Origin of the sequence: Caballeronia sp. GAWG1-1 (assembly GCF_023631465.1) — a bacterium.
Lineage (GTDB): Bacteria > Pseudomonadota > Gammaproteobacteria > Burkholderiales > Burkholderiaceae > Caballeronia.
Genome location: NZ_JALQDB010000018.1, coordinates 85,268 through 106,844, shown reverse-complemented (window position 1 = coordinate 106,844; position 21,577 = coordinate 85,268). Strand labels below are relative to the sequence as shown.

Below are 21,577 nucleotides of genomic sequence, written 5' to 3'. Positions count from 1 at the left end.
TTTGGCCCGCGATGCTACACCACGTTGCCGAGCTGAATGATGGGAAGATACATCGCGATGACGAGACCGCCCACGAGCGCGCCCAGCACGGCGATCACCACGGGTTCGCACAGACTCGCAAAGGTGCCGATGCGATCGTCCACCTGCCGGTCGGCAAGGCTCGCGAGATCGAGCAGCATGGCGTCGAGCGAGCCGGATTCCTCGGCGACGGCGATCGGCTGTACGACGTCATCGGGGAAGCACCGCAGCGCGCGCATGGCGGCCGCGAGACGCTCGCCGCGCCGCAGACGCACGGCGATCTCCACGGTGGCGTCGTCGAACACGCGATTTCCGGTGGCCTGAGTGAGCGAATCGAATGCGTCGGAGAGTGGCGTGCCGGCCGCGAGCAGCGTGCCGAGCGCGCGGCTCCAGCGCGCCACTGCAAGCGAGCGCAGCAACGTGCCCGCGAGCGGCAAACGCAGCGCGGCGAGATCCGCGCGCCGTCGCGCCTGCGGTGACCGCTTCAGCCGATGTACGCCGATCAGCGCCACGCACGCGCAAACCACCACGAACGGCACGCCATGACGCGCGACGCCGTCCGATAGCGCGAGCACGAAGCGGGTCGGCGCGGGCAGGGCGGCGCCGAAGCCGTCGAAGATCGTCTTGAAGGTCGGCACGACGCCGATCAGCAGCCCCGCCGTGATCGCGAGCGACAGCAGTAGCACCATCACCGGATAGGTCAGCGCGGCCCGCAGCTTCGCGCGTTGCGACGCGCTGCGCTCGCGGTCATCGGCGATACGTCCGAGTACGGCAGGCAGCGCGCCCGCCACTTCGCCGACCGCGACGAGCTGACAATACAGCGCATCGAACGAAGCGGGATGACGCGCTAGCGCCGCCGAAAACGGCACGCCGCGTGTAATGTCGCGGGCGAGCGTGCGCATGAGACGTGTCAATCCGCCGCGCGAACCGGCATTGGATAGCATGTCGAGCGCATTTGCGAGCGGCAGTCCCGCGCGCAGCAAACCGGCGAGCTGACGCGTAAAGACCGTGGTCTCGATCCCTTTCGTGCGCGGCGCCGGGGCCCGGCCGAGTGCCTCCAGCCCGATGACGATCACGCCGTTGGACCGAAGCGACGCGCGCGCCGATGCGGCATCGGCGGCGATGGTCTTGCCGCTGCGGCGCCGGCCGTCGGCATCGACGCCGCGCCACGCGAAGCGCGTGTCCGTGGATTCGTCGCGCATCATGCGATTTCCGTGGCCTCGGTGGCTTCCGCGACGCTCGTCACGCCCTCGCGAACGCGTGCGAAAGCGGCATCGCGCAAGGCGGGCATGCCGTGCAGTTGCGCCGTGCGGGCAATGGCGTGCGTCGCCGCGCGTCCGACGATGAGTTCGCGGATGTCATCGGAAACCGGCATCACCTGATGCACGCCGACGCGCCCGCGATATCCGATGCCATGACACGCCGGACACCCACGCGGCTCGAACGGCCGGATGCCGTCGTCTAGCGTAAGTGGCGCGGGCGCGCGACACGCCTCGCACAGCTTGCGCACGAGCCTTTGCGCGGTGACGAGCCGCAGCGCGGATGCGAGGTTATACGGCGCGACGCCGATATCGATCAGCCGTGCGATAGCCGCGGGCGCGTCGTTGGTGTGCAGCGTCGAGAGCACGAGATGGCCGGTCTGTGCGGCTTTCACGGCGACGTCGGCGGTTTCGGCATCGCGGATTTCCCCGACCATCACGATGTCCGGGTCTTGCCGCATGAACGCGCGCAAGGCGACGGCGAAGTTGAGCCCCGCCTTGTCGCGCACGTTCACCTGATTGATACCCGCGAGTTGAATCTCCACCGGGTCCTCGACCGAGCAGATGTTGCGCGCCTCGGCGTTGAGCATCTGCAGGAAACAATAGAGCGAGAGCGTTTTGCCGCTGCCGGTCGGACCCGTCACGAGCACGAGACCATGCGGCGCGCGAATGGCGGACTCGACCGTGCGGCTTTGCTGCGCATCGAGCCCGAGGGCATCGAGCGAAAGAGCGGGCGGCAGCGCGTCGAGCCTGCGCAATACCAACTTTTCGCCGAACACGGTCGGCAGCGAACTCACGCGATAGTCGCCAATCTGCCCGCCCGCCAGCGCGAGGCGCAGCCGCCCGTCCTGTGGTACGCGCCGCTCGGCGATATCAATCCGCGCCAGCACCTTGATTCGCGTGATGACGGCATCGCGCAGATGCGTTGGCGGATGCCGCAACACATGGAGCACGCCATCGACACGCAAACGAACGCGCCAGCCATGCTCGCCCGGCTCGATGTGGACATCGGACGCGCCGCGCGACGCCGCTTCGCGCAACGTATCGGCGACGAGCGTGACCGCGGGCGCGTCTTGATCGGAAGGGGACTCGGGTGCCGGATCGGCGGTTGAAGCAAGGCGAAAGGGAGAATTCATGCGCGTGAGCCGGTCGATGTCGGAAGGCTCCGATCATCTCGCGGCGCACGGCGCGTGCGTAGTCGTCCGAATGGCTAACGCTGCGGGCGTTTGACCGGCGCGACGGGGCGGAAAATCTTGACCGTGCGGATGGCTTGATCGTCGCTGCGCATGACTTCGAAATACACGCCCGCGATGCGCACCGACACGTCGCCGTCCGGAATGTCCTCCAGCGTTTCGAGGATCAGACCGTTGAGCGTCTTGGGGCCATCGGTCGGCAGGGTCAGCTTGAGCCAGCGGTTGAGTTCGCGCAGCGGCATGCTGCCCGCCACGATGCACTCGCCTTTGTCGTCCCAGCCGCCCCGCGAACCTGCGCCGCGCGGAATCGTCGTCGTGAATTCACCGATCAGTTCTTCGATGATGTCTTCCGGCGTCACGAGCCCCTGCAATTCGCCGTATTCGTTGACGACGATCGCGATTCGCTGGCCGCTTTCCTGAAAGTACTGAAGCTGCTGGAACACGGGCGTTCCGGTCGGCACGAAGTAAGGCTCGGCGAGCAGCGCGCGCAGCGTCTCGCGTTCGAGTTCCTGGTTATGCAGCGCGGACAAGGTCTTGCGCACGTGGAGCACGCCTAGCACGCGGTCGATATCGCCCTGAAACACCACCAGCTTATTGTGATAGCAGGTTTCGAGCTGATGCAGAATTTGGTCGAAGGGCGCATCGAAGTCGAGCGCTTCAATGCGTCGGCGCGGGATCATCACGTCATCGACGGAAATGTTCTCCAGATCGAACAGATTCAGCAGGATGCTGCGGTGCTTGGTCGGCATGAAACTGCCCGATTCCAGCACGATGGTGCGCAATTCTTCCGGCGAAATGCGCTGATCGCGGCCGCCTTTCGTGTTGATGTGCAACGCGCTCAGAATGGCGTTGGCGAAAAGATTTACGAACCACACGAGCGGCCGCGCGATGCGCATGAGCGGCGAAAGGATCAGGCTCGCGGGCAGCGCGACTTTTTCGGGATACGTCGCGCCGACTATTTTCGGCGCAATTTCTGCGAACACGATGATGAGAAACGCGACCATGCCCGTCGTGATCGACAGGACCATGTTGTTGTGGCCGAAAGTCTTGAGCGCAATCGACGTGGTGAGAACCGGGATGATCGTATTGATCAGGTTGTTGCCGATGAGAATGACCGAAAGCAGTTGATCGGTCTTGGCGAGTAGTCCTTGCGTGGTGCGCGCGCGCAGCGATCCGTGACTGGCAAGGAACTTCAACCGATGGCGATTGAGCGCCATCATCGACGTTTCGGAGATCGAGAAAAAACCGGAAAGAATGAGCAGCAGAAAGATGGCGCAAATTTGCGCCCATAAGGGAAGGTTGTCCACGCGTTGATCGAGTAGGGGCGGTGATGGGGACGACTATAACAGACGGTTTTATTGACTTGCCTGCTGCGTGCACGCGCTTGGCGGACCCATGGCAGACGCGTAAATCAGCCGCGCAAAAAAAAACCCGCATGGCGGACCATGCGGGTTTTTCAGCAATTCTGGTCGGGGTGAGAGGATTCGAACCTCCGGCCTCTACGTCCCGAACGTAGCGCTCTACCAGGCTAAGCTACACCCCGAATTTGTTTTTACCTGGACTTTAGAGGCGGTTTAGTCTGTTTCAAGACTGCCTCGACGTCGAGTAAGAACATAATTCTATCAGGCTTTCTTTGTAAATGGAATCTGGAAACGAAGAAATCGCGCTTGCCGCGGCGTGCGCTTCCTTGCGCGCGCACTCCAGCGTGTGATCGAGCGCGCCGGAAGTCGTAATGGCGTGGAAGATTGTATCGAATCGATCCGTGCCGCCTTGCTCGATCGCCTCGCGCGCGAGTGTTGCTTGCTCCGGCGTGCCGTGCTCCATCAAATAGATGAGCGGCAGCGTGGGCTTGCCTTCGCGCAGGTCGTCGCCGGCATTCTTGCCCATGGATTCAGGCGTACCGGTGTAATCGAGCCAGTCGTCCATGATCTGAAACGCGGTGCCGATGCGCCGGCCGAATTCCGCCGCCGCTGCTTCCGTGCGCGCGTCAGAGCCTGAAAGTACCGCGCCGAGCTGAGCCGCCGCTTCGAAAAGCTTCGCCGTCTTGTAGCGGATCACCTGCATGTAACGCGCTTCGTCCACGTCCGGATCGTGCATGTTCAGAAGCTGCAGCACTTCGCCTTCGGAGATGACGTTGGTCGCGACGGATAAAATCTCCATCACGCGCATCTTGCCGACGGTCACCATCATTTCGAACGAGCGCGAATACAGGAAGTCGCCGACCAGCACGCTCGCGGCATTGCCGAAGAGCGCATTGGCCGTCTTGCGGCCGCGACGCAGGTCGGATTCGTCGACCACGTCGTCGTGGAGAAGCGTCGCCGTATGAATGAACTCGACCACGGCAGCCAGTTCATGCCGGTGCCCCGTCGTGTCCCCGAGCGCGCCCGCGACGAGCAGCAAGAGCGCCGGCCGCAAGCGCTTGCCGCCCGCGCCGATGATGTACTCGGAAATCTGGTTGATGAGCATCACTTCTGATGCCAGGCGCTGCCGGATGACGCGATTGACCTGCTGCATGTCCTCGGCGATCGGGGCAAGCAGTGCGGCGGCGTTGGGAGGGGAAGTGGCGGTGGACGACATGATCGGCTAATAAGGTGATGCGGCGGATTATAAGGCGAATCCGACTGACCACGCGTGTCGGGCGCGAGCATCGGAGGCGTTTGCCTGCGAAATCGGCGTCAAATCGGACTGTTTTCGCCGAGGATCGCGCCGTCATGCACAACGCACGGGATTGTCAATGCGTTTTGACGAAGCCTCTAACCCTATGTATAATCTCGTGTTTTCCTCGCGCGGTGCGTGGAAAAATGAATTCAGAGTGAGGTTCTCAATGTACGCGGTCATAAAAACCGGCGGCAAGCAGTACAAAGTTGCCGTTGGCGAAAAATTGAAAGTAGAACAGATACCGGCAGACATTGACGCTGAAATCACGCTCGACCAGGTTCTCGCAGTAGGCGAAGGCGAATCGATTAAGTTCGGTGCGCCGCTGGTCAGTGGGGCTTCCGTCAAGGCTACCGTGGTCTCCCAAGGTCGTCATGCCAAAGTGACCATCTTCAAGATGCGTCGCCGGAAGCACTACCAAAAGCACGCTGGCCATCGCCAGAACTACACCGAACTGCGCATCGACGCGATCAACGCCTAAGGCGTGGTCGCATCGTTATCGTTACGCGGAAATCGGTTAAGGAGCTAATCAAATGGCACACAAAAAAGCAGGCGGGTCTTCCCGCAACGGCCGCGACTCAGAATCGAAACGCCTCGGCGTGAAGGTTTATGGCGGCCAGGCAATCAACGCAGGCGGCATCATCGTTCGCCAGCGCGGCACGCGCATGCACCCGGGTGAAAACGTCGGCATCGGCAAGGATCACACGCTGTTCGCGCTGGCCGACGGTCACGTCAAGTTCGTGACGAAGGGCGCAGCAAGAAAGCACACGGTCGTCGTCGTCCCGGCAGCTTAAGTTTTACTGCACGGGCTTCAGGACCGACAAAGGCCCCGCGAAGTTCGCGGGGCCTTTTGTTTTTTGGATGCGCGAAACGCCGCATCGCCAGGAATTCTTCATCACCATGGCTGGCGCACGTCAGTCACGGCAAAATAGTATCTCGACCGGAATTTGAGCTTCAATGCTTGTTCCGGTCTCATCGAGCAGAAACACGGGACGGAGCAACGCATGAAGTTCATTGACGAAGCGAGAATTGAAGTCATCGCCGGCGACGGGGGAGATGGCAGCGCGTCGATGCGCCGCGAAAAATTCGTCCCGTTCGGCGGACCGGACGGCGGCGACGGCGGTCGCGGCGGCAGCGTCTACGCAGTTGCGGATCGCAATATCAATACGCTGATCGACTACCGGTTCTCGAAGAAGCATCAGGCGCGCAACGGCGAAAACGGTCGTGGCGCGGACTGCTACGGCAAAGGTGGCGACGACATCACGTTGCGCATGCCGGTCGGCACCATCATCACGGATCAGGACACGGGCGAACTCATCGCCGATCTGACCGAACACAATCAGCAGATTCTGATTGCCCAAGGCGGCTCGGGCGGCCTCGGCAATCTACATTTCAAGTCGAGCACGAACCGTGCGCCGCGTCAGAAGACCGACGGCAAGCCGGGCGAGCGCCGCATGCTCAAGCTCGAGCTGAAGGTGCTCGCGGATGTCGGTCTGCTCGGCATGCCGAACGCGGGGAAATCCACGTTTATCGCGTCGGTGTCGAACGCGCGGCCGAAGATCGCCGATTATCCCTTCACCACGCTTGCGCCGAATCTCGGCGTGGTGCGCGTGGGTCCGAGCAAGAGCTTCGTGATCGCGGACATTCCCGGCCTGATCGAAGGCGCGGCGGAAGGCGCGGGGCTTGGGCATCGCTTTCTGCGTCACTTGCAGCGCACGGGCGTGCTGTTGCATCTGGTCGATCTCGCCCCGTTCGATGAAAACGTCGATCCCGTTGCCGAGGCGAAGGCCATCGTCAACGAACTGCGCAAATACGACGAGTCGCTCTACGAAAAGCCGCGCTGGCTCGTGCTGAACAAGCTCGACATGGTGCCGGAAGACGAACGTCGCGCGCGTATCGACGACTTCGTCGAGCGTTTCGAATGGACCGGGCCGGTGTACGAGATTTCGGCGCTGACCGGTCAGGGTTGCGAGGCGCTCATCTACGCAATCTACGACTACATTTCGCAGAACTCGGACGCGTCGCGCGCGGCCGAGGCCGAGGATCTCGCGGCGGACGTGCGCTTTCGCGACACGCCTGTGAAAGAGCAAGCAGACAAAGACGTAGACGAAGACGAAGAGTAACGACGCGGCCCGCCCGCGTGGGCCGCGACATCCGAGGAGAATGCGCACGATGCGTTCGGTCATCGCCGCTGCGAAGCGAATCGTAGTGAAAGTAGGGTCCAGCCTCGTTACCAACGACGGGCGCGGGCTCGATCATGCGGCAATCAATCGCTGGGCGGCGCAAATCGCGGCCTTGCGCGAGCAGGGCAAGGAAGTCGTGCTGGTGAGTTCCGGCGCGATCGCGGAGGGCATTCATCGGCTTGGATGGACCAAACGTCCGCGCGAAATCGACGAATTGCAGGCCGCCGCCGCCGTCGGGCAAATGGGGCTCGCGCAGGTCTACGAGAGCAGCTTCGGCGCGCACGGCATTCGCACCGCGCAGATTCTGCTGACGCACGCCGACCTGGCCGACCGCGAGCGCTATCTGAACGCGCGTTCCACGTTGCTCACGCTGCTGCGTCTGGGCGCGGTGCCGATCATCAACGAGAACGACACGGTCATCACCGACGAAATCAAGTTCGGCGACAACGACACGCTCGGCGCGCTCGTGGCGAATCTGATCGAAGGCGACGCGCTCGTCATTCTCACCGACCAACGCGGCCTCTTTACCGCCGATCCGCGCAAGGACCCGAGCGCGACGCTCGTCGAACAGGCGGACGCCGGCACGCCCGAACTCGAAGCCATGGCGGGCGGCGCGGGTTCGAGCCTCGGACGCGGTGGCATGCTGACGAAGATTCTCGCGGCGAAGCGCGCGGCGCATAGCGGCGCGAACACGGTGATCGCAAGCGGCCGCGAAGCCGATGTGCTCACGCGGCTCGCTTCCGGCGAGATGATCGGCACGCAACTCATCGCGCGTACGGCGCGCATTGCGGCGCGCAAGCAGTGGATGGCGGATCACCTTCAAATGCGCGGTCACGTGGTGATCGACAACGGCGCGGTTCAGAAGGTCATCGCCGAAGGCAAGAGCTTGCTGCCGATCGGCGTGATCGACGTGAAGGGCGCGTTCGATCGCGGCGAAGTCATCGCCTGTTTGGACGACGAAGGACGCGAAGTGGCGCGCGGTATCACGAATTACAGCAGTTCAGAAGCGCGGCTGATTCATCGGCGGCCGAGCGGCGAGATTGAAACGGTGCTCGGCTATATGCTGGAGCCGGAGCTGATTCACCGCGATAATCTGGTGCTCGTCTGAGACTTGATACGTAAAAGGCCCGCTTGAAAGCGGGCCTTTTCGCATGAGTTGAGCGCACGTTCGACGCAACTCAACTCAACGTAAACTCAACGCAACCCAACTTCAGCGCACGTTGATGGAACTCTGTGTGCGCTTGTACTGAATGTTGCTGGCGATCTGCTTGGCCGTGCCGACCGGCAGTTTGCTCGTGCAGAAATAATCCTGATACAGCGCCGCCTGATACGCATTCAATTCGCCATTCTCTATGCGGCGAAAGTCGAATGCGACCTCGCGATCCCAAGCCGTACCGTTATCGTTGATGCTCGCGTAGCGGCGCCATTCGTAGGTATCGCAGCGAATGCCTTCGTAATTCACATTGCGCGCGCCGCTCGGGCTCGTCGCGACGATCACATAGCGAATGACGCCATCCTTGCCGACCGAAAGCGAAGTCTTGTCGACGGCGAAAATCAGCGGCGTATTCTGCGACACGTTGAACGCAAGCAGATTCGAGGCTTCGGGCAGCGGCGGAAGCGTATCGACCTTTTCCTCGGTCCACTCCGGCTTCTGGTCGAGCAGATAGGTGAAGACGCCATCGTCCTGTGTGGACGGGCCTTTGTTGCTTGAGCAGGCAGCGAGCGTGGCCAGCATGGCCACGGATACCGCAGCGGACAACGCAAATGAACCAATGGCTTTCAATTCGATCTTCCCGAAAACAGGTGCGCATACGGCAACGGCACGGCGAATTGCTCGCCGTGCCGTGCTCAGTGTCAAAGTAAAAGAAGAACCGCAGTGATCAGTCGCACGAAGACCGCTGCACGATGATATGCACTTCCTCGCTGATCGTGCATTCTGCCTGAACCTCGTTGCCAGCGACGGTTACGGCAGGTGCTTCGATCGTCATCGTCTGGACGACGCGTGGATAGCGTGGTCCGTGATGCGCGACGCGCTCGCCGCGTTCGACGCGGGAGTTGGTACGCCGCAAGAAGCGGGATAGCTCGGTCAGAGCCAGTTGATAAACGTCACGCTTGAACTCGATTACCGCATCCAGCGGGACCCAGTATTCGTTCCAGCGCCAGGCATCGAATTCCGGATGGTCCGTCGCGCGCAGGCAAATGTCACAGTCGCGTCCCACCATGCGCAGCAGAAACCAGATCTGTTTCTGTCCGCGATAATGTCCGCGCACTTCGCGCTTGATGAACTTATCCGGCACCTCATAACGCAGCCAGTCGCGCGTGCGACCGACGACCTTGACGTGCTCCGGAAGCAAGCCGGTTTCTTCGTGTAACTCCCGATACATCGCTTGCACAGGGGTCTCACCGTACTTGATGCCCCCTTGCGGAAACTGCCAGGAATGTTCACGCAGCCGCTTACCCCAAAACACTTCGTTGCGCGCGTTCAAGAGGATGATGCCGACGTTCGGGCGAAAGCCTTCACGATCCAGCATACAACCACCTTCGAATCCTTTAAAATTGCTTTGATTATAAACAGATAACGGGCACGGCGTATTGGAATCAACCCGCGGAACCGGCCTTCGTCATTAGCCCGGGTTCGAAGCACGCATAAGCGACTTTTTGCCAGAGCACTCCGCGTGCGGCAAAATCTTCTTCCGTTGGCCGAAGTAGCGCATCGACGCGCTGCCTCTGCTCCGTACAAAGCCGTCGTCCGTCCCGTCGTTCACACGTATCGCCAGTTTCGAGAGCCAGAGCTTTCGAAGCGCGTGGCGCATTTGGAAAACTCGAATGAAAGCATCCCGTTTCTTCATCGGCACCCTGAAAGAGGCGCCCTCCGAGGCCGAAATCGTCAGCCACAAGCTCATGATGCGCGCTGGCATGATCCGTCGCGTCGCGGGCGGCATTTACGATTACCTGCCAATCGGTTTGCGTTCGGTACGCAAGGTCGAGGCCATCGTGCGTGAAGAGATGAACCGCGCGGGCGCGCTCGAACTGCTGATGCCCGCCGTGCAGCCGGCCGAACTGTGGCAGGAATCGGGACGCTGGGAACAATACGGCCCCGAACTGCTGCGCTTCAAGGACCGTCACGACCGCGACTTCGTCATGGGCCCGACGCACGAGGAAGTGGTGACCGAGATCGCGCGCAGCGCAATCAAGAGCTATCGGCAGTTGCCGGTGAACTTCTATCAGGTGCAGACGAAGTTCCGCGATGAAATCCGCCCGCGCTTCGGTGTCATGCGTGGCCGCGAGTTCATCATGAAAGACGCGTATTCGTTCGATAAAGACACGGCCGGCCTCGCCGAGTCGTATCGGAAAATGTTCGATGCCTACGTGCGCATCTTCACGCGCATCGGCCTGGAGTTTCGCGCCGTCGCGGCGGACAACGGTTCGATTGGCGGCAGCGGCTCGCATGAATTCCACGTGATCGCTGAGACGGGCGAGGACGACATCGCGTATTGCCCGGCTTCGGATTTCGCGGCGAACGTCGAGGCTGCCGAAGGCGTGCCGCTCATCGCCACGCGCGCTGCGCCCGCCGAAGAGCTCAAAAAGACGCCGACGCCCGGCAAGGCGAAGTGCGAAGCCGTCGCCGAGTATCTCGGCATTCCGCTCGAGCGCACGATCAAGTCGATCATTCTCGCCACCGACAACGAAGGCGCCGAGCCGACCATCTGGCTTCTGATGCTGCGCGGCGACCATTCGTTGAACGACATCAAGACGGGCAAGTTGCCAGGCCTCAAGGGTTATCGCTTCGCGACGGAAGCGGAGATTTTCGAATGGTTCGGCACGCCGCCGGGCTATCTCGGCCCGATCGGCACGAAAAAGCCGGTGCGCGTAATCGCCGACAGCACGGTCGCGAACATGAGCGACTTCGTGGTCGGCTCGAACGAAGTGGATTTCCACACGACCGGCGTGAACTGGGGCCGCGATCTGCCCGAGCCGGAAGTCGCGGATATCCGCAACGTCGTCGCGGGCGATCCCTCGCCGGACGGTAAGGGCACGCTCGAAATCTGTCGCGGTATCGAAGTGGGCCACGTGTTCCAGCTTGGCACCAAGTACTCGGATTCGATGGGCGCGACCTTCCTCGACGAAAACGGCAAGCCCGCGCCCATGCAGATGGGCTGCTACGGCATCGGAATCACGCGTATTCTGGGCGCAGCCATCGAACAGAACTTCGACGACAAGGGCATCATCTGGCCGGAAGCCATTGCGCCTTTCGAAGTCGTGATCTGCCCGATGGGCTACGATCGCAGCGAAGCCGTGCGCGAGCAGGCCGACAAGCTCTACGCGACCTTGCAGGAAGCCGGCCTCGACGTAATTCTCGACGATCGCGGTGAGCGCCCGGGCGTGATGTTCGCGGACTGGGAGTTGATCGGCGTGCCGCATCGCATCGTCATTGGCGATCGCGGGCTCAAGGACGGCAAGTTGGAATATCAGGCGCGCCGCGATACCGAAGCCACACTCGTGCCGGTGGACGAGGCAGCGGGCATGGTGACGGCCAAGATTCGTGAGGCGCTCGCGAAGTAACGTGCAATACAACTTCCTGTCGGCGACGATTCTGCTTCTGTTGATTACCGATCCGCTCGGCAATATTCCAATCTTCATCAACGCACTGCGCGGCGTCGCTATCGAGCGGCGTCGCGTCGTGATCTTGCGGGAAGTGGCGATTGCGTTCGTGATCCTGCTAGTGTTCATGCTGGCCGGCGACCGCTTCCTGCGCGCGATGAATTTAACGGATCTGTCGTTGCGTATCGGCGGCGGGATCGTGCTGTTTCTGATCGCGCTGCGGATGATCTTTCCGCATCCCGACGGCCCGATGGGCGGCGACTCGCGCGGCGGCGAACCGCTTATCGTGCCGCTCGCCATTCCCGCGCTTGCGGGACCGTCCGCGCTTGCCACTGTAATGCTGCTGACATCGCAAGCGCCGGGGAAGATGCTGGAATGGATCGGCGCGCTCACGGTCACCATGGTCGTGTGCGCCATCGTGCTCGTGCTGGCCGAGAAGATTCAACACTGGCTCGGCGAGCGCGCGGTGACGGCATTCGAGCGCTTGATGGGGCTCGTGCTCGTGGCCATTTCGGTCGAGATGATGCTCACGGGCATACGGACCTTCGTGCATCAGCTATGAAAAAAGCGGCCTCGGCCGCTTTTTTTTCACTGACTACCGAACGAACGCTCATGCGCCTTCGGTCAGCGCGCGAATGGTCGGCAGATTCCGCCAGTAACCCTTCGCGTCCATGCCGCAGCCGAACACATAACGGTCCGGCACTTCGAAGCCGCAGAAATCAGGACGCAGCGGTTTCGCCTTCGGGATGATCTTCTCGCACAGCACCGCCGACAAAAACTGCTTCGCGCCCATCGCCATGATGCGGTCGCGGATAGCAGCCATGGTTTCGCCTTCGTCGAGGATATCGTCGAGTACGAGTACCACGCGATCTTTCACCGATTCGGCCGGCGCCACGCGCCACTGCATTTCGCTGCCGCCCTTGATGGCGTTGCGATAGCGCGTCAGATGGATGTAATCGAACTCGAGCGGGAAGTCGAGATGCGGCAGCAGCATGCCGGTGAAAACGGCCGCGCCTCCCATGACCGAAAGCACGAGCGGGAAATCGTCGCTCGTTGCCGCCTTGATGGCTGCAGCCATGCGTTCGATCGATGCGTTGACGGCTTCGACCGAAACGATCTCTTCGGAGTGGCTGAAAATATGGAGAGCTTCTTCGCGATTCATAGAGGGAAGCGGGGAGGCGGACTACTTAGTGTGGAAAGAAACGGCGGCGTGCGCCCTATGATAAACCCGCGCTCCTCGCGGCGTTCGGCGCGAGCGCGGGCCTGTTCTGTCGCGCCTAGCGCATGCCGGGCATCATGCCCTTCATGCCGCGCATCATCTTTTGCAGGTTGCCGCCCTTGAGCTTCTTCATCATGCCGCGCATTTGCTCGTACTGGTTCAGCATGCGGTTGACTTCCTGCACATGCACGCCCGCGCCCGCCGCGATACGACGTTTGCGCGCGGCCTTGATGAGCTCGGGCTTCGCGCGTTCCTGAAGCGTCATGGAATTGATGATGCCTTCCATGCGACGCATCTGCTTCTCGGCGTTGTTCATGTCCGCGCCTTGCGCCGCTTGCTGAAACTGCGCGGGCAGCTTGTCCATGAGCGAAGAGAGGCCGCCCATTTTCTTCATCTGCGAGAGCTGCGCCTTGAAGTCGTTCAGGTCGAAGTCACCGCCTTTCTTGACCTTGTCGGCGAGTTGCTGCGCGGCTTGCGTGTCGACGCCGCGCTGCGCTTCCTCGACGAGCGCGAGAATGTCGCCCATGCCGAGAATCCGGTTCGCCATGCGATCCGGATGGAACACTTCGAGACCGTCGAGCTTTTCCGCGACGCCGACGAACTTGATCGGCTTGCCGGTGACATGACGCACGGAGAGCGCCGCGCCGCCGCGCGAGTCGCCGTCGAGCTTGGTGAGCACGACGCCGGTGAGCGGCAGGGCGTCGTTGAACGCCTTGGCGGTGTTGACCGCGTCCTGACCGAGCATGGCGTCGACGACGAAGAGCGTCTCGGCGGGCTTGAGCAGCGCGTGTAGCTCGCTGATCTCCTTCATCATGGCTTCGTCGATACCGAGACGGCCGGCCGTGTCGACGATCACGACGTCATGGTAGTGACGCTTGGCCCAGTCGATTGCCGCGCGCGCGATATCCGCGGGCTTCTGATCCGGCTCGGACGGGAAGAAGTCCGCGCCGACCTGCTCGGTCACCGTCTGCAACTGACGAATAGCCGCCGGACGATACACGTCGACAGAAACCGTCAGCACCTTCTTCTTGCTCTTTTCGCGCAGCAGCTTGGCGAGCTTGCCGGTGGTCGTGGTCTTGCCCGCGCCCTGCAAGCCGGCCATGAGAATGACGGCGGGCGGCGTGACCGCGAGATTCAGTTCGGCGGCCTTGCCTTCGTAGTCGCCGCCGATCACGGCAGTCAGTTCGCGCTGCACGACGCCGACGAGCGCCTGGCCCGGCGAAAGGCTCGACAGGACTTCCTCGCCGAGCGCCTTTTCCTTCACCTTGGCGATGAATTCGCGCACGACCGGCAGCGCCACGTCTGCTTCGAGAAGCGCGAGACGCACTTCGCGCAGCATCTCCTGCGTGTTGGCCTCGGTGAGGCGGGCCTCGCCGCGCAGCGTCTTGACGACGCGCGCCATCCGTTGAGTGAGGTTGTCGAGCATGGGGAGCGCTATAGAATGCGGCCCAGAATTCACAGTGACATGGCGCGCTCACCGCGCTGCGCACTATGCTGGCGCAAGGGTGAAGGCGTCGCGGAACCGGGGCCTAGTGTAAACTTCGAACATGGATATTGTACTGTATGCCCTCACTGCGCTTCTCTACGGCGGACTAGCCGTGGCGGGGTGGCGCGCGCATCGTCATACCGCCGTCGAACCGGCGCTGGCGGGCGTGCCTGCGGGCGTAGGCTCGATGACATCGACGTCGCGCGCATCGGGCATGAGCGGTGTCGGGCGCGCTTTATTATTAGTGGCATTGCTGGTGCATGGCGTTCTGCTGCACACCACCATCTTTCCGCAGAACGCGATGATCTTCGGCTTCGCGTTCGCGCTCTCGGCCATGTTCTGGCTGGGCGCGGGCATCTACTGGATCGAAAGCTTCTTCTTTCCGCTCGACGGCCTGCGTCTGCTCGTGTTGCCGCTCGCTTGCGTGGCGTCCTTGCTACCGCTTCTGTTCGGCGGCGTGCGCGTGCTTTCCTATTCCGCCGCGCCAATGTTCAAGCTGCATTTTCTGATCGCCAATATCGCTTATGGGCTGTTCGCCATCGCGGCGCTGCATGCGGTGCTCATGTTGCTGCTCGAGCGCCGGCTGCAGCGCATGCGCGGTCTCAACACGCGTCATGCGGCCAATGGCGGCTGGCTCGCGAGCTGGCTCGATACCTTGCCGCCGCTGCTTACGCTCGAAAAGCTGCTGTTCAGATTGATCGCGGCTGGCTTCGTGCTGCTTACGCTGACGCTGGTGTCGGGCATCGCGTTCAACGAGCAACTGGTCGATCGCGCGCTGCGTCTCGATCACAAGACCGTGTTCGCGTTCCTTTCCTGGGTAATGTTCGGCGCACTGCTGACCGCGCGACGCGTATCCGGCTGGCGCGGACGCGCTGCCTTGCGCTGGGTGCTCGCTTCGTTCGTCGCGTTGCTGCTGGCTTACGTGGGCAGCCGGTTCGTCTTCGAAGTGCTGCTGCATCGCGCAGTGGTGTGAGCGCGGCATTTCCAACCTGTTCAAGTCGATGCGAAACTTCATTCTTCTGATCGCGCTCTTCTTCGTGACCCAATGGCTCCTGAAGAAACTGCGCCGCGCCAACGAGCGCGCTCAAGCCGATGCGCGTTCGTCGGCGGGAAGCGGCGCGCCGGGTTCATCGGGCGCTGCGGGTGCTGCGGGTGCCACTGGTGCGCGTCGCACGCGTGGCGGCGCCGCTGCGAGCGATGCTCCGCAGCTCACCGATCCGCTCATCCGCTGCGTGCAATGCGGCGTGCATACGCCACGCAGCGAGTCGATCGTGGTGGCGGGACAGCGCTTTTGTTGCGATGAACACGCGCGACGTCATGCCGCGAGCCCACGAGGGCGCGACGCGCGTTGAGCCTTCGGTGCCGAAACGAACATGCGCCGCCTCACGTCGAGGATGTCTTGCAGACCGCAAAGGCGCGCTGTTCCCGCAAAGGCCGTGCTGCGGTAAGCACGGTCATCCTCCCTTGACACGCACTAAGCGCATGCGGCGGCTACTTAGCCAACCGTGAACATGAGATGCGGTTTGCGGCTCTATATTGCGGCGAGCGCAGTCTCATACATCTAAACTCTCGCCGACTGCGAACGCCTGTATCGCCAGGATGGCTTCGGCGCGAACGTCCCGCACGCGCAAAAACTCGAAGCGGCCTTCGCGTATAGCGCAATCACGCGCCCGATTCACGCCTGTCCACACATCTTGACTTCGTTATAAACGCCTCGCGGAAGCTCTGTCTCGCTGCGCCGCAGCAAGCTCACGCCCGATCCCTTGCCGTGCTTTGACGCAGCAAAAGTCAACCCCGTGAGCGCATGGTCAGAGCAAATAAAACTTTTTGAGACTGTGCGAAAGTCCACTATACTTGGTGCCGAGAGACGTACTTTGCACTATATCTTGTGTTGTTGAGGCGGCGCCCGCTCTAATGAGCCGGCGCCGTCGGCTTTCCGGCGTAAGAGAAGTTGGCTGGCCCGGGGCGGTGCGCGCGACGCTTCCATCTGCGAGGAATGGGGCATCGGGTGTATCGAGCGCCAGCAAGAAGCACCGTGAAGAAGGCATGCAAGCGAACGTGAGTCGGAACGTGAGTTGAAACGTGAAATCGCGTCGACCGACACCGCGCGCCAACGCGGGCATCGCATGAGACGCCAGAAACAATGCGGGCCGTTATCGGCGTTATTTTTTGCGCGATTCGTGTTCCGAGCCTGCTGTATTCACAGCCTGGCTTTACCGTCAAACATCGCGCGTGTCGCATCGGTTCAACGACGACAGCAAACGCGCGCGGCATAAGTGATAAATCCGCGGACCATCCGCACCATCGAACATCAGGAGTTTTGCACATGCAAACCACCGAGAACGCCACGACTTCCTTCGAAGGCGCATCCGCGCGGCCGCAGGGCGGCGCCAATGCATCGGGCGCGCCAGCGCTCGCGCCGAACACGACGTACGCGGACTACAAAGTCATCCGCCGCAACGGAAGCGTGGTGTCGTTCGAGCCGTCGAAGATCGCCATCGCGGTCACGAAGGCGTTCATCGCCGTGAACGGCGGTCAGGGCGCGGCGTCCGCTCGCGTGCGCGAACTCGTCGACCAACTGACGCAAGCCGTCGTGCGCGCGCTCGTGCGCAGCCGTCCGCATGGCGGCACGTTCCATATCGAAGACATTCAGGATCAGGTCGAACTCGCGCTGATGCGCGGCGGCGAGCACAACGTCGCGCGTGCCTATGTGCTGTATCGCGAGAAGCGCACGCAAGAGCGCGCGCACGCGCCGGAAGTCCGGGCGAACGCGAGCGGCATCAACGTGGTGGACAACGGCGTCACGCATCCGCTCGATCTGGACGCGCTCAAGGCTCTGATCGTCTCGGCCTGCGCCAATCTGGGCGATGCCGTCTCCGCCGATCCGATCGTCGCCGAAACGGTGAAGAACCTGTACGACGGCGTGCCGATGAGCCAGGTCTACGACTCGGCCATCCTCGCCGCGCGCACGATGATCGAAAAAGACCCGGCGTACAGCCAGGTCACCGCGCGCATCCTGCTGCACACGATCCGCCGCGAAATTCTCGAAGGCGAAGTGACGCAAGCCGAAATGGGCGAGCGCTACGCCGAATACTTCCCGCAATTCATCAAGCAGGGCGTGCAAGCCGAACTGCTCGACGACAAGCTCCAGCAATTCGACCTGAAGCGTCTCGGTGCCGCGCTCGACGCGAGCCGCGATCTGCAATTCGGCTATCTCGGCCTGCAGACGCTGTACGACCGCTACTTCCTGCACACGGAAGGCAAGCGTATCGAACTGCCGCAAGCGTTCTTCATGCGCGTCGCAATGGGTCTGTCTCTCAACGAGATCGACCGCGAAGCGCGCGCCATCGAGTTCTACAACGTGCTGTCGTCGTTCGACTTCATGTCGTCCACGCCTACGCTCTTCAACTCCGGCACGCGCCGTTCCCAGCTTTCGTCGTGCTATCTGACGACCGTCGCCGACGACCTCGACGGCATCTACGAAGCGCTCAAGGAAAACGCGCTGCTCTCGAAGTTCGCGGGCGGGCTCGGCAACGACTGGACGCGCGTGCGTGCGCTCGGCTCGCACATCAAGGGCACCAACGGCAAGTCGCAAGGCGTCGTGCCGTTCCTGAAGGTCGTGAACGATACGGCCGTCGCGGTGAATCAGGGCGGCAAGCGCAAGGGCGCGGTGTGCGCGTATCTGGAGACGTGGCACCTGGACATCGAGGAATTCCTGGAACTGCGCAAGAACACGGGCGATGACCGTCGCCGCACCCACGACATGAACACGGCGAACTGGATTCCCGACCTGTTCATGAAGCGCGTGCACGAAGGCGGCGACTGGACGCTGTTCTCGCCGGCTACCTGCCCGGACCTGCACGACCTGTTCGGCGCGGCTTTCGAAAAGGCCTACACGGCTTACGAAGAGAAAGCGGCGCGCGGCGAGATCAAGCTGTTCAAGAAGCTGCCCGCGGCGCAACTGTGGCGCAAGATGCTCGGCATGCTGTTCGAGACCGGCCATCCGTGGATCACGTTCAAGGACCCGTGCAACGTGCGCTCGCCGCAGCAGCACGTGGGCGTCGTGCACTCGTCGAACCTGTGCACGGAAATCACGCTGAACACGAGCGACAATGAAATCGCCGTGTGCAATCTGGGTTCCGTGAACCTGGTCGCGCACCTGGCGAAGCAGGCGGACGGCACGCTCGCGCTGGATCACGCGAAGCTCAAGCGCACCATCAGTGTGGCGATGCGCATGCTCGACAACGTCATCGACATCAATTACTACGCGGTGGCGAAGGCGCGTAACTCGAACCTGAAGCATCGTCCGGTGGGCATGGGCATCATGGGCTTCCAGGACTGCCTGCATCTGCTGCGCACGCCGTATGCGTCGCAAGAAGCGGTCGAGTTCGCGGATCGTTCGATGGAAGCCGTCTGCTACTACGCTTACTACGCGTCGACGGAACTGGCGGAAGAGCGCGGCCGTTACTCGAGCTATCGCGGCTCGCTGTGGGATCGCGGCATCCTCCCGCAGGACACGCTGCAGTTGCTGGCCGAGGCGCGTGGCGGTTATGTCGAAGTCGACACGTCCGAATCCATGGACTGGTCCGTGCTGCGTTCGCGCATCTCGACGCACGGCATGCGCAATTCGAATTGCGTGGCGATTGCGCCGACGGCGACGATCTCGAACATCATCGGCGTGTCGGCGTGTATCGAGCCGACGTTCCAGAACCTGTACGTCAAGTCGAACTTGTCGGGCGAGTTCACGGTGGTCAACGACTACCTGGTGCGCGACCTGAAAGCGCGCGGCCTGTGGGACGAAGTCATGGTGTCGGACCTGAAGTACTTCGACGGCACGCTGTCGCGCATCGACCGCATTCCGGCCGATCTGCGCGCCATCTACGCCACCGCGTTCGAACTGGACGCGAAGTGGGTGGTGGAAGCGGCGGCGCGTCGCCAGAAGTGGATCGATCAGGCGCAGTCGCTCAATATCTACATGGGCGGCGCATCGGGCAAGAAGCTGGACGAGGTCTACAAGCTCGCATGGCTGCGCGGCCTCAAGACCACCTACTATCTCCGCACGATGGCGGCGACGCACGTCGAGAAGTCGACGGTGGCGCACGGCGCGCTCAACGCGGTTCCTTCAGGCGATGGCGGTAGCGGTGCCGCTGGCGCCGGTGGTGTGGACGGATTCAACGGCGGCGCGGTTGGCGGTGCGGCGGCGGGCGGATTCAACGCTGCGGCGGTGGTGGCTGCTGCCGTGCCGGTTGAAGCGGCTCAGGAAGCCGATGGTCCCGTCTGCATGATGCGTCCCGGCGACCCCGGCTTCGACGAGTGCGAAGCTTGTCAGTAAGCTAGTTGCTGGCGGTTCGATCAGGTAGGGCTTTATGTTTCACGCCGGGCCGGCATTGCGTGCTTCGTTGAAGGAAGCGCGCGGTGCCGGCCCGGTTTCGTTTTGGTTCGATCGTTCTGTTTGCTTCGCGGCTTTGCAGCGTGGCGCTTCAGGCTTTCATCAACCTCGCGTTCCTCGCGAAATCTCCGAGCCAGCATCGAGCGGCAATCGCGCGGTTATCGGCATCGACAAAAACGAAAACATTCCGACGACGAAAAACGCGGGCCAAAAATCCGACCACTGCACAGCCGAATGTCCGTTCAGATACTGCGAGAACTCGAGCGTCACGCCGGCAATCGTCACACCCAGCCCGAGCGATACCTGCTGCACGAAGCTCGCGAGACTCGTCGCGCGTCCGACATCGCGCGTTTCGATCTCCGCATAAGCGAGCGAGTTGAGGCTCGTGAACTGCAATGCGGGAAAGAAGCCGCCAAGCAGCACGACTGCCCAGATCAGCCAGGTCGGCGTGCCCGGAAAGAAGGTCCCGCAGGCGGCGATGGCAATGCCGGAAAGCGCCGCGTTGAAGAAGAGCGTGCGTCGAAAGCCGAAGCGCCGCAACACGCGCGACGCCAGCGAGCGCATGAACATGCCGCCGAAAGCCGAAGCGCAGGTGATCGCGCCGGACTTGAATGCCGTCATGCCGAGCCCTTCCTGCAACGCGAGCGGCAGCAGAAACGGCACCGCGCCAAGCCCGATGCGAAAGAGCGATCCGCCGATCACGCTCGCCTGAAACGTCGGCACTTTGAAGAAGCGCAGATCGAGCAGCGGCCGTTCGACGCGCGCCGCATGCATGATGTAGAACGAGACCATGAGCGCGCCGACGACGCACATCGCAACGGCCACGCTTGGCGACACGAGCTCGCCGCCCACGAGCGACAAGCCGAGCAGCAGCAGCACGCCCGCGCCCGCCGAGAGAAAGAAGCCGAACCAGTCGAGCCTACCCGGATGCTCCTCGCGCGAATCCGCGATGTAGCGGTTGGTCAGATAGATACCGAGAATGCCGATCGGAATGTTGATGAAGAAGATCAGCCGCCAGTGCAGATATGTCGTGATGAAACCGCCGAGCAGCGGCCCCACGGCGGGTCCGAGCATTGCGGGCAGCGAGAGATAGTTCATCGCGCGAATGAAGTCCGCGCGCCGCACCGAGCGGAAGATGATGATGCGCCCGACCGGCACCATCATCGCGCCGCCGACGCCTTGGATGAAGCGCGCCACCGTGAATGGTCCGAGCGAGGTGGACGCCGCGCATAGGATAGAGCCGACCACGAACACGCCGATGGCCGCACGAAACACGGTGCGTGCGCCGAAGCGGTCGGCGACCCAGCCGCAGATCGGTATGAAGACGCCGAGGCCGAGCACATAACTCGTGACGGCAATCTTCAGCGTGACGGGATCGCGCCCGAAGGCACGCGCCATTTCGGGAATCGCAGTGACGATGACATTGGCATCGACGCTTTCCATGAACATCGCGCACGCGACGATGAGAGGGGCGATGAGAGCTTTGGCGATCGGCATGGAGAATCGCGTTCGACACGAGGCAGCGAGAGCGGCGATTATGGCACCGATATGGAGCAGCCGACGAGTACGAAAC

19 protein-coding genes and 1 tRNA gene are annotated in these 21,577 nt (G+C 62.2%); 10 read left to right on the top strand and 10 right to left on the bottom strand.

Annotated elements, in window-relative coordinates; genetic code table 11:
- Window positions 1-14: 14 nt before the first annotated feature.
- The 5 genes from NCT03_RS12025 to NCT03_RS12005 all read right to left on the bottom strand — a co-directional run bounded on the left by NCT03_RS12025 (window position 15) and on the right by NCT03_RS12005 (window position 5,047).
- Complete coding sequence (locus NCT03_RS12025; RefSeq protein WP_250492734.1) at window positions 15-1,223, bottom strand: type II secretion system F family protein; 1,209 nt, start codon at window positions 1,221-1,223, stop codon at window positions 15-17.
- A complete protein-coding gene (locus NCT03_RS12020) occupies window positions 1,220-2,413 on the bottom strand; it encodes a GspE/PulE family protein (protein WP_250492733.1) in 1,194 nt (397 codons plus the stop codon). The genes NCT03_RS12025 and NCT03_RS12020 overlap by 4 nt, the downstream gene beginning before the upstream one ends.
- A gap of 74 nt (window positions 2,414-2,487) precedes the next feature.
- Window positions 2,488-3,777 carry an HlyC/CorC family transporter gene (locus tag NCT03_RS12015; protein ID WP_250465693.1) on the bottom strand — a complete coding sequence of 430 codons (1,290 nt, stop codon included), beginning with the start codon at window positions 3,775-3,777 and terminating at the stop codon, window positions 2,488-2,490.
- A gap of 159 nt (window positions 3,778-3,936) precedes the next feature.
- Window positions 3,937-4,013 (bottom strand) — tRNA-Pro (locus tag NCT03_RS12010).
- 41 nt (window positions 4,014-4,054) lie between these two features.
- On the bottom strand, window positions 4,055-5,047 hold the full coding sequence (locus NCT03_RS12005) for a polyprenyl synthetase family protein (protein WP_244826283.1): 993 nt from the start codon (window positions 5,045-5,047) through the stop codon (window positions 4,055-4,057).
- A 247-nt stretch (window positions 5,048-5,294) separates the two neighbouring features.
- Between NCT03_RS12005 and rplU the strand changes: the two genes are divergently transcribed.
- From rplU to proB, 4 genes are all read left to right on the top strand, one after another.
- Complete coding sequence (rplU, locus tag NCT03_RS12000) at window positions 5,295-5,606, top strand: 50S ribosomal protein L21 (protein ID WP_244828118.1); 312 nt, start codon at window positions 5,295-5,297, stop codon at window positions 5,604-5,606.
- A 52-nt stretch (window positions 5,607-5,658) separates the two neighbouring features.
- The gene (gene rpmA / locus NCT03_RS11995; RefSeq protein WP_014192314.1) at window positions 5,659-5,919 is read left to right on the top strand and encodes a 50S ribosomal protein L27; all 261 of its coding nucleotides are present in this window, start codon (window positions 5,659-5,661) and stop codon (window positions 5,917-5,919) included.
- 210 nt (window positions 5,920-6,129) lie between these two features.
- Window positions 6,130-7,248, top strand: a complete 1,119-nt coding sequence (gene cgtA / locus NCT03_RS11990; RefSeq protein ID WP_250465691.1) for an Obg family GTPase CgtA — start codon at window positions 6,130-6,132, stop codon at window positions 7,246-7,248.
- Between the two features lie 49 nt (window positions 7,249-7,297).
- Window positions 7,298-8,416 carry a glutamate 5-kinase gene (gene proB / locus NCT03_RS11985; RefSeq protein ID WP_250465689.1) on the top strand — a complete coding sequence of 373 codons (1,119 nt, stop codon included), beginning with the start codon at window positions 7,298-7,300 and terminating at the stop codon, window positions 8,414-8,416.
- A gap of 102 nt (window positions 8,417-8,518) precedes the next feature.
- Here proB and NCT03_RS11980 read toward each other — a convergent pair whose 3' ends face one another.
- Window positions 8,519-9,082 (bottom strand): CNP1-like family protein, encoded by a 564-nt coding sequence (locus NCT03_RS11980; protein WP_370652138.1) that lies wholly within the window; start codon window positions 9,080-9,082, stop codon window positions 8,519-8,521.
- On the opposite strand from NCT03_RS11980, the gene NCT03_RS11975 reads away from it, so the two are divergent.
- Entirely contained in the window at window positions 9,042-9,188 is a 147-nt protein-coding gene (locus NCT03_RS11975; protein WP_244828158.1) for a hypothetical protein, read from the top strand. The genes NCT03_RS11980 and NCT03_RS11975 overlap by 41 nt on opposite strands.
- On the opposite strand, the gene NCT03_RS11970 is transcribed toward NCT03_RS11975, so the two are convergent.
- Window positions 9,189-9,839, bottom strand: a complete 651-nt coding sequence (locus NCT03_RS11970) for an RNA pyrophosphohydrolase (RefSeq protein ID WP_244826279.1) — start codon at window positions 9,837-9,839, stop codon at window positions 9,189-9,191.
- A gap of 295 nt (window positions 9,840-10,134) precedes the next feature.
- On the opposite strand from NCT03_RS11970, the gene NCT03_RS11965 reads away from it, so the two are divergent.
- Window positions 10,135-11,871 carry a proline--tRNA ligase gene (locus NCT03_RS11965; RefSeq protein WP_250465688.1) on the top strand — a complete coding sequence of 579 codons (1,737 nt, stop codon included), beginning with the start codon at window positions 10,135-10,137 and terminating at the stop codon, window positions 11,869-11,871.
- A 1-nt stretch (window position 11,872) separates the two neighbouring features.
- Window positions 11,873-12,472: a MarC family protein gene (locus tag NCT03_RS11960; RefSeq protein ID WP_244826277.1), complete on the top strand. Its 600-nt coding sequence runs from the start codon at window positions 11,873-11,875 to the stop codon at window positions 12,470-12,472.
- Window positions 12,473-12,520: 48 nt separating this feature from the next.
- On the opposite strand, the gene NCT03_RS11955 is transcribed toward NCT03_RS11960, so the two are convergent.
- Window positions 12,521-13,072, bottom strand: coding sequence for a hypoxanthine-guanine phosphoribosyltransferase (locus tag NCT03_RS11955; RefSeq protein WP_244826276.1), 552 nt, complete (start codon window positions 13,070-13,072; stop codon window positions 12,521-12,523).
- A gap of 115 nt (window positions 13,073-13,187) precedes the next feature.
- Complete coding sequence (gene ffh, locus NCT03_RS11950; protein ID WP_244826275.1) at window positions 13,188-14,555, bottom strand: signal recognition particle protein; 1,368 nt, start codon at window positions 14,553-14,555, stop codon at window positions 13,188-13,190.
- A gap of 121 nt (window positions 14,556-14,676) precedes the next feature.
- Between ffh and NCT03_RS11945 the strand changes: the two genes are divergently transcribed.
- The 3 genes from NCT03_RS11945 (at window position 14,677) to NCT03_RS11935 (ending at window position 19,947) form a co-directional block, all read left to right on the top strand.
- On the top strand, window positions 14,677-15,588 hold the full coding sequence (locus NCT03_RS11945; protein ID WP_244826274.1) for a cytochrome C assembly family protein: 912 nt from the start codon (window positions 14,677-14,679) through the stop codon (window positions 15,586-15,588).
- Between the two features lie 28 nt (window positions 15,589-15,616).
- Window positions 15,617-15,967 carry a PP0621 family protein gene (locus NCT03_RS11940; protein WP_244826273.1) on the top strand — a complete coding sequence of 117 codons (351 nt, stop codon included), beginning with the start codon at window positions 15,617-15,619 and terminating at the stop codon, window positions 15,965-15,967.
- Window positions 15,968-16,941: 974 nt separating this feature from the next.
- Window positions 16,942-19,947: a ribonucleoside-diphosphate reductase subunit alpha gene (locus NCT03_RS11935; RefSeq protein ID WP_250465687.1), complete on the top strand. Its 3,006-nt coding sequence runs from the start codon at window positions 16,942-16,944 to the stop codon at window positions 19,945-19,947.
- 159 nt (window positions 19,948-20,106) lie between these two features.
- On the opposite strand, the gene NCT03_RS11930 is transcribed toward NCT03_RS11935, so the two are convergent.
- Window positions 20,107-21,501, bottom strand: a complete 1,395-nt coding sequence (locus NCT03_RS11930) for an MFS transporter (protein WP_244826271.1) — start codon at window positions 21,499-21,501, stop codon at window positions 20,107-20,109.
- Between the last annotated feature and the right edge of the window lie 76 nt (window positions 21,502-21,577).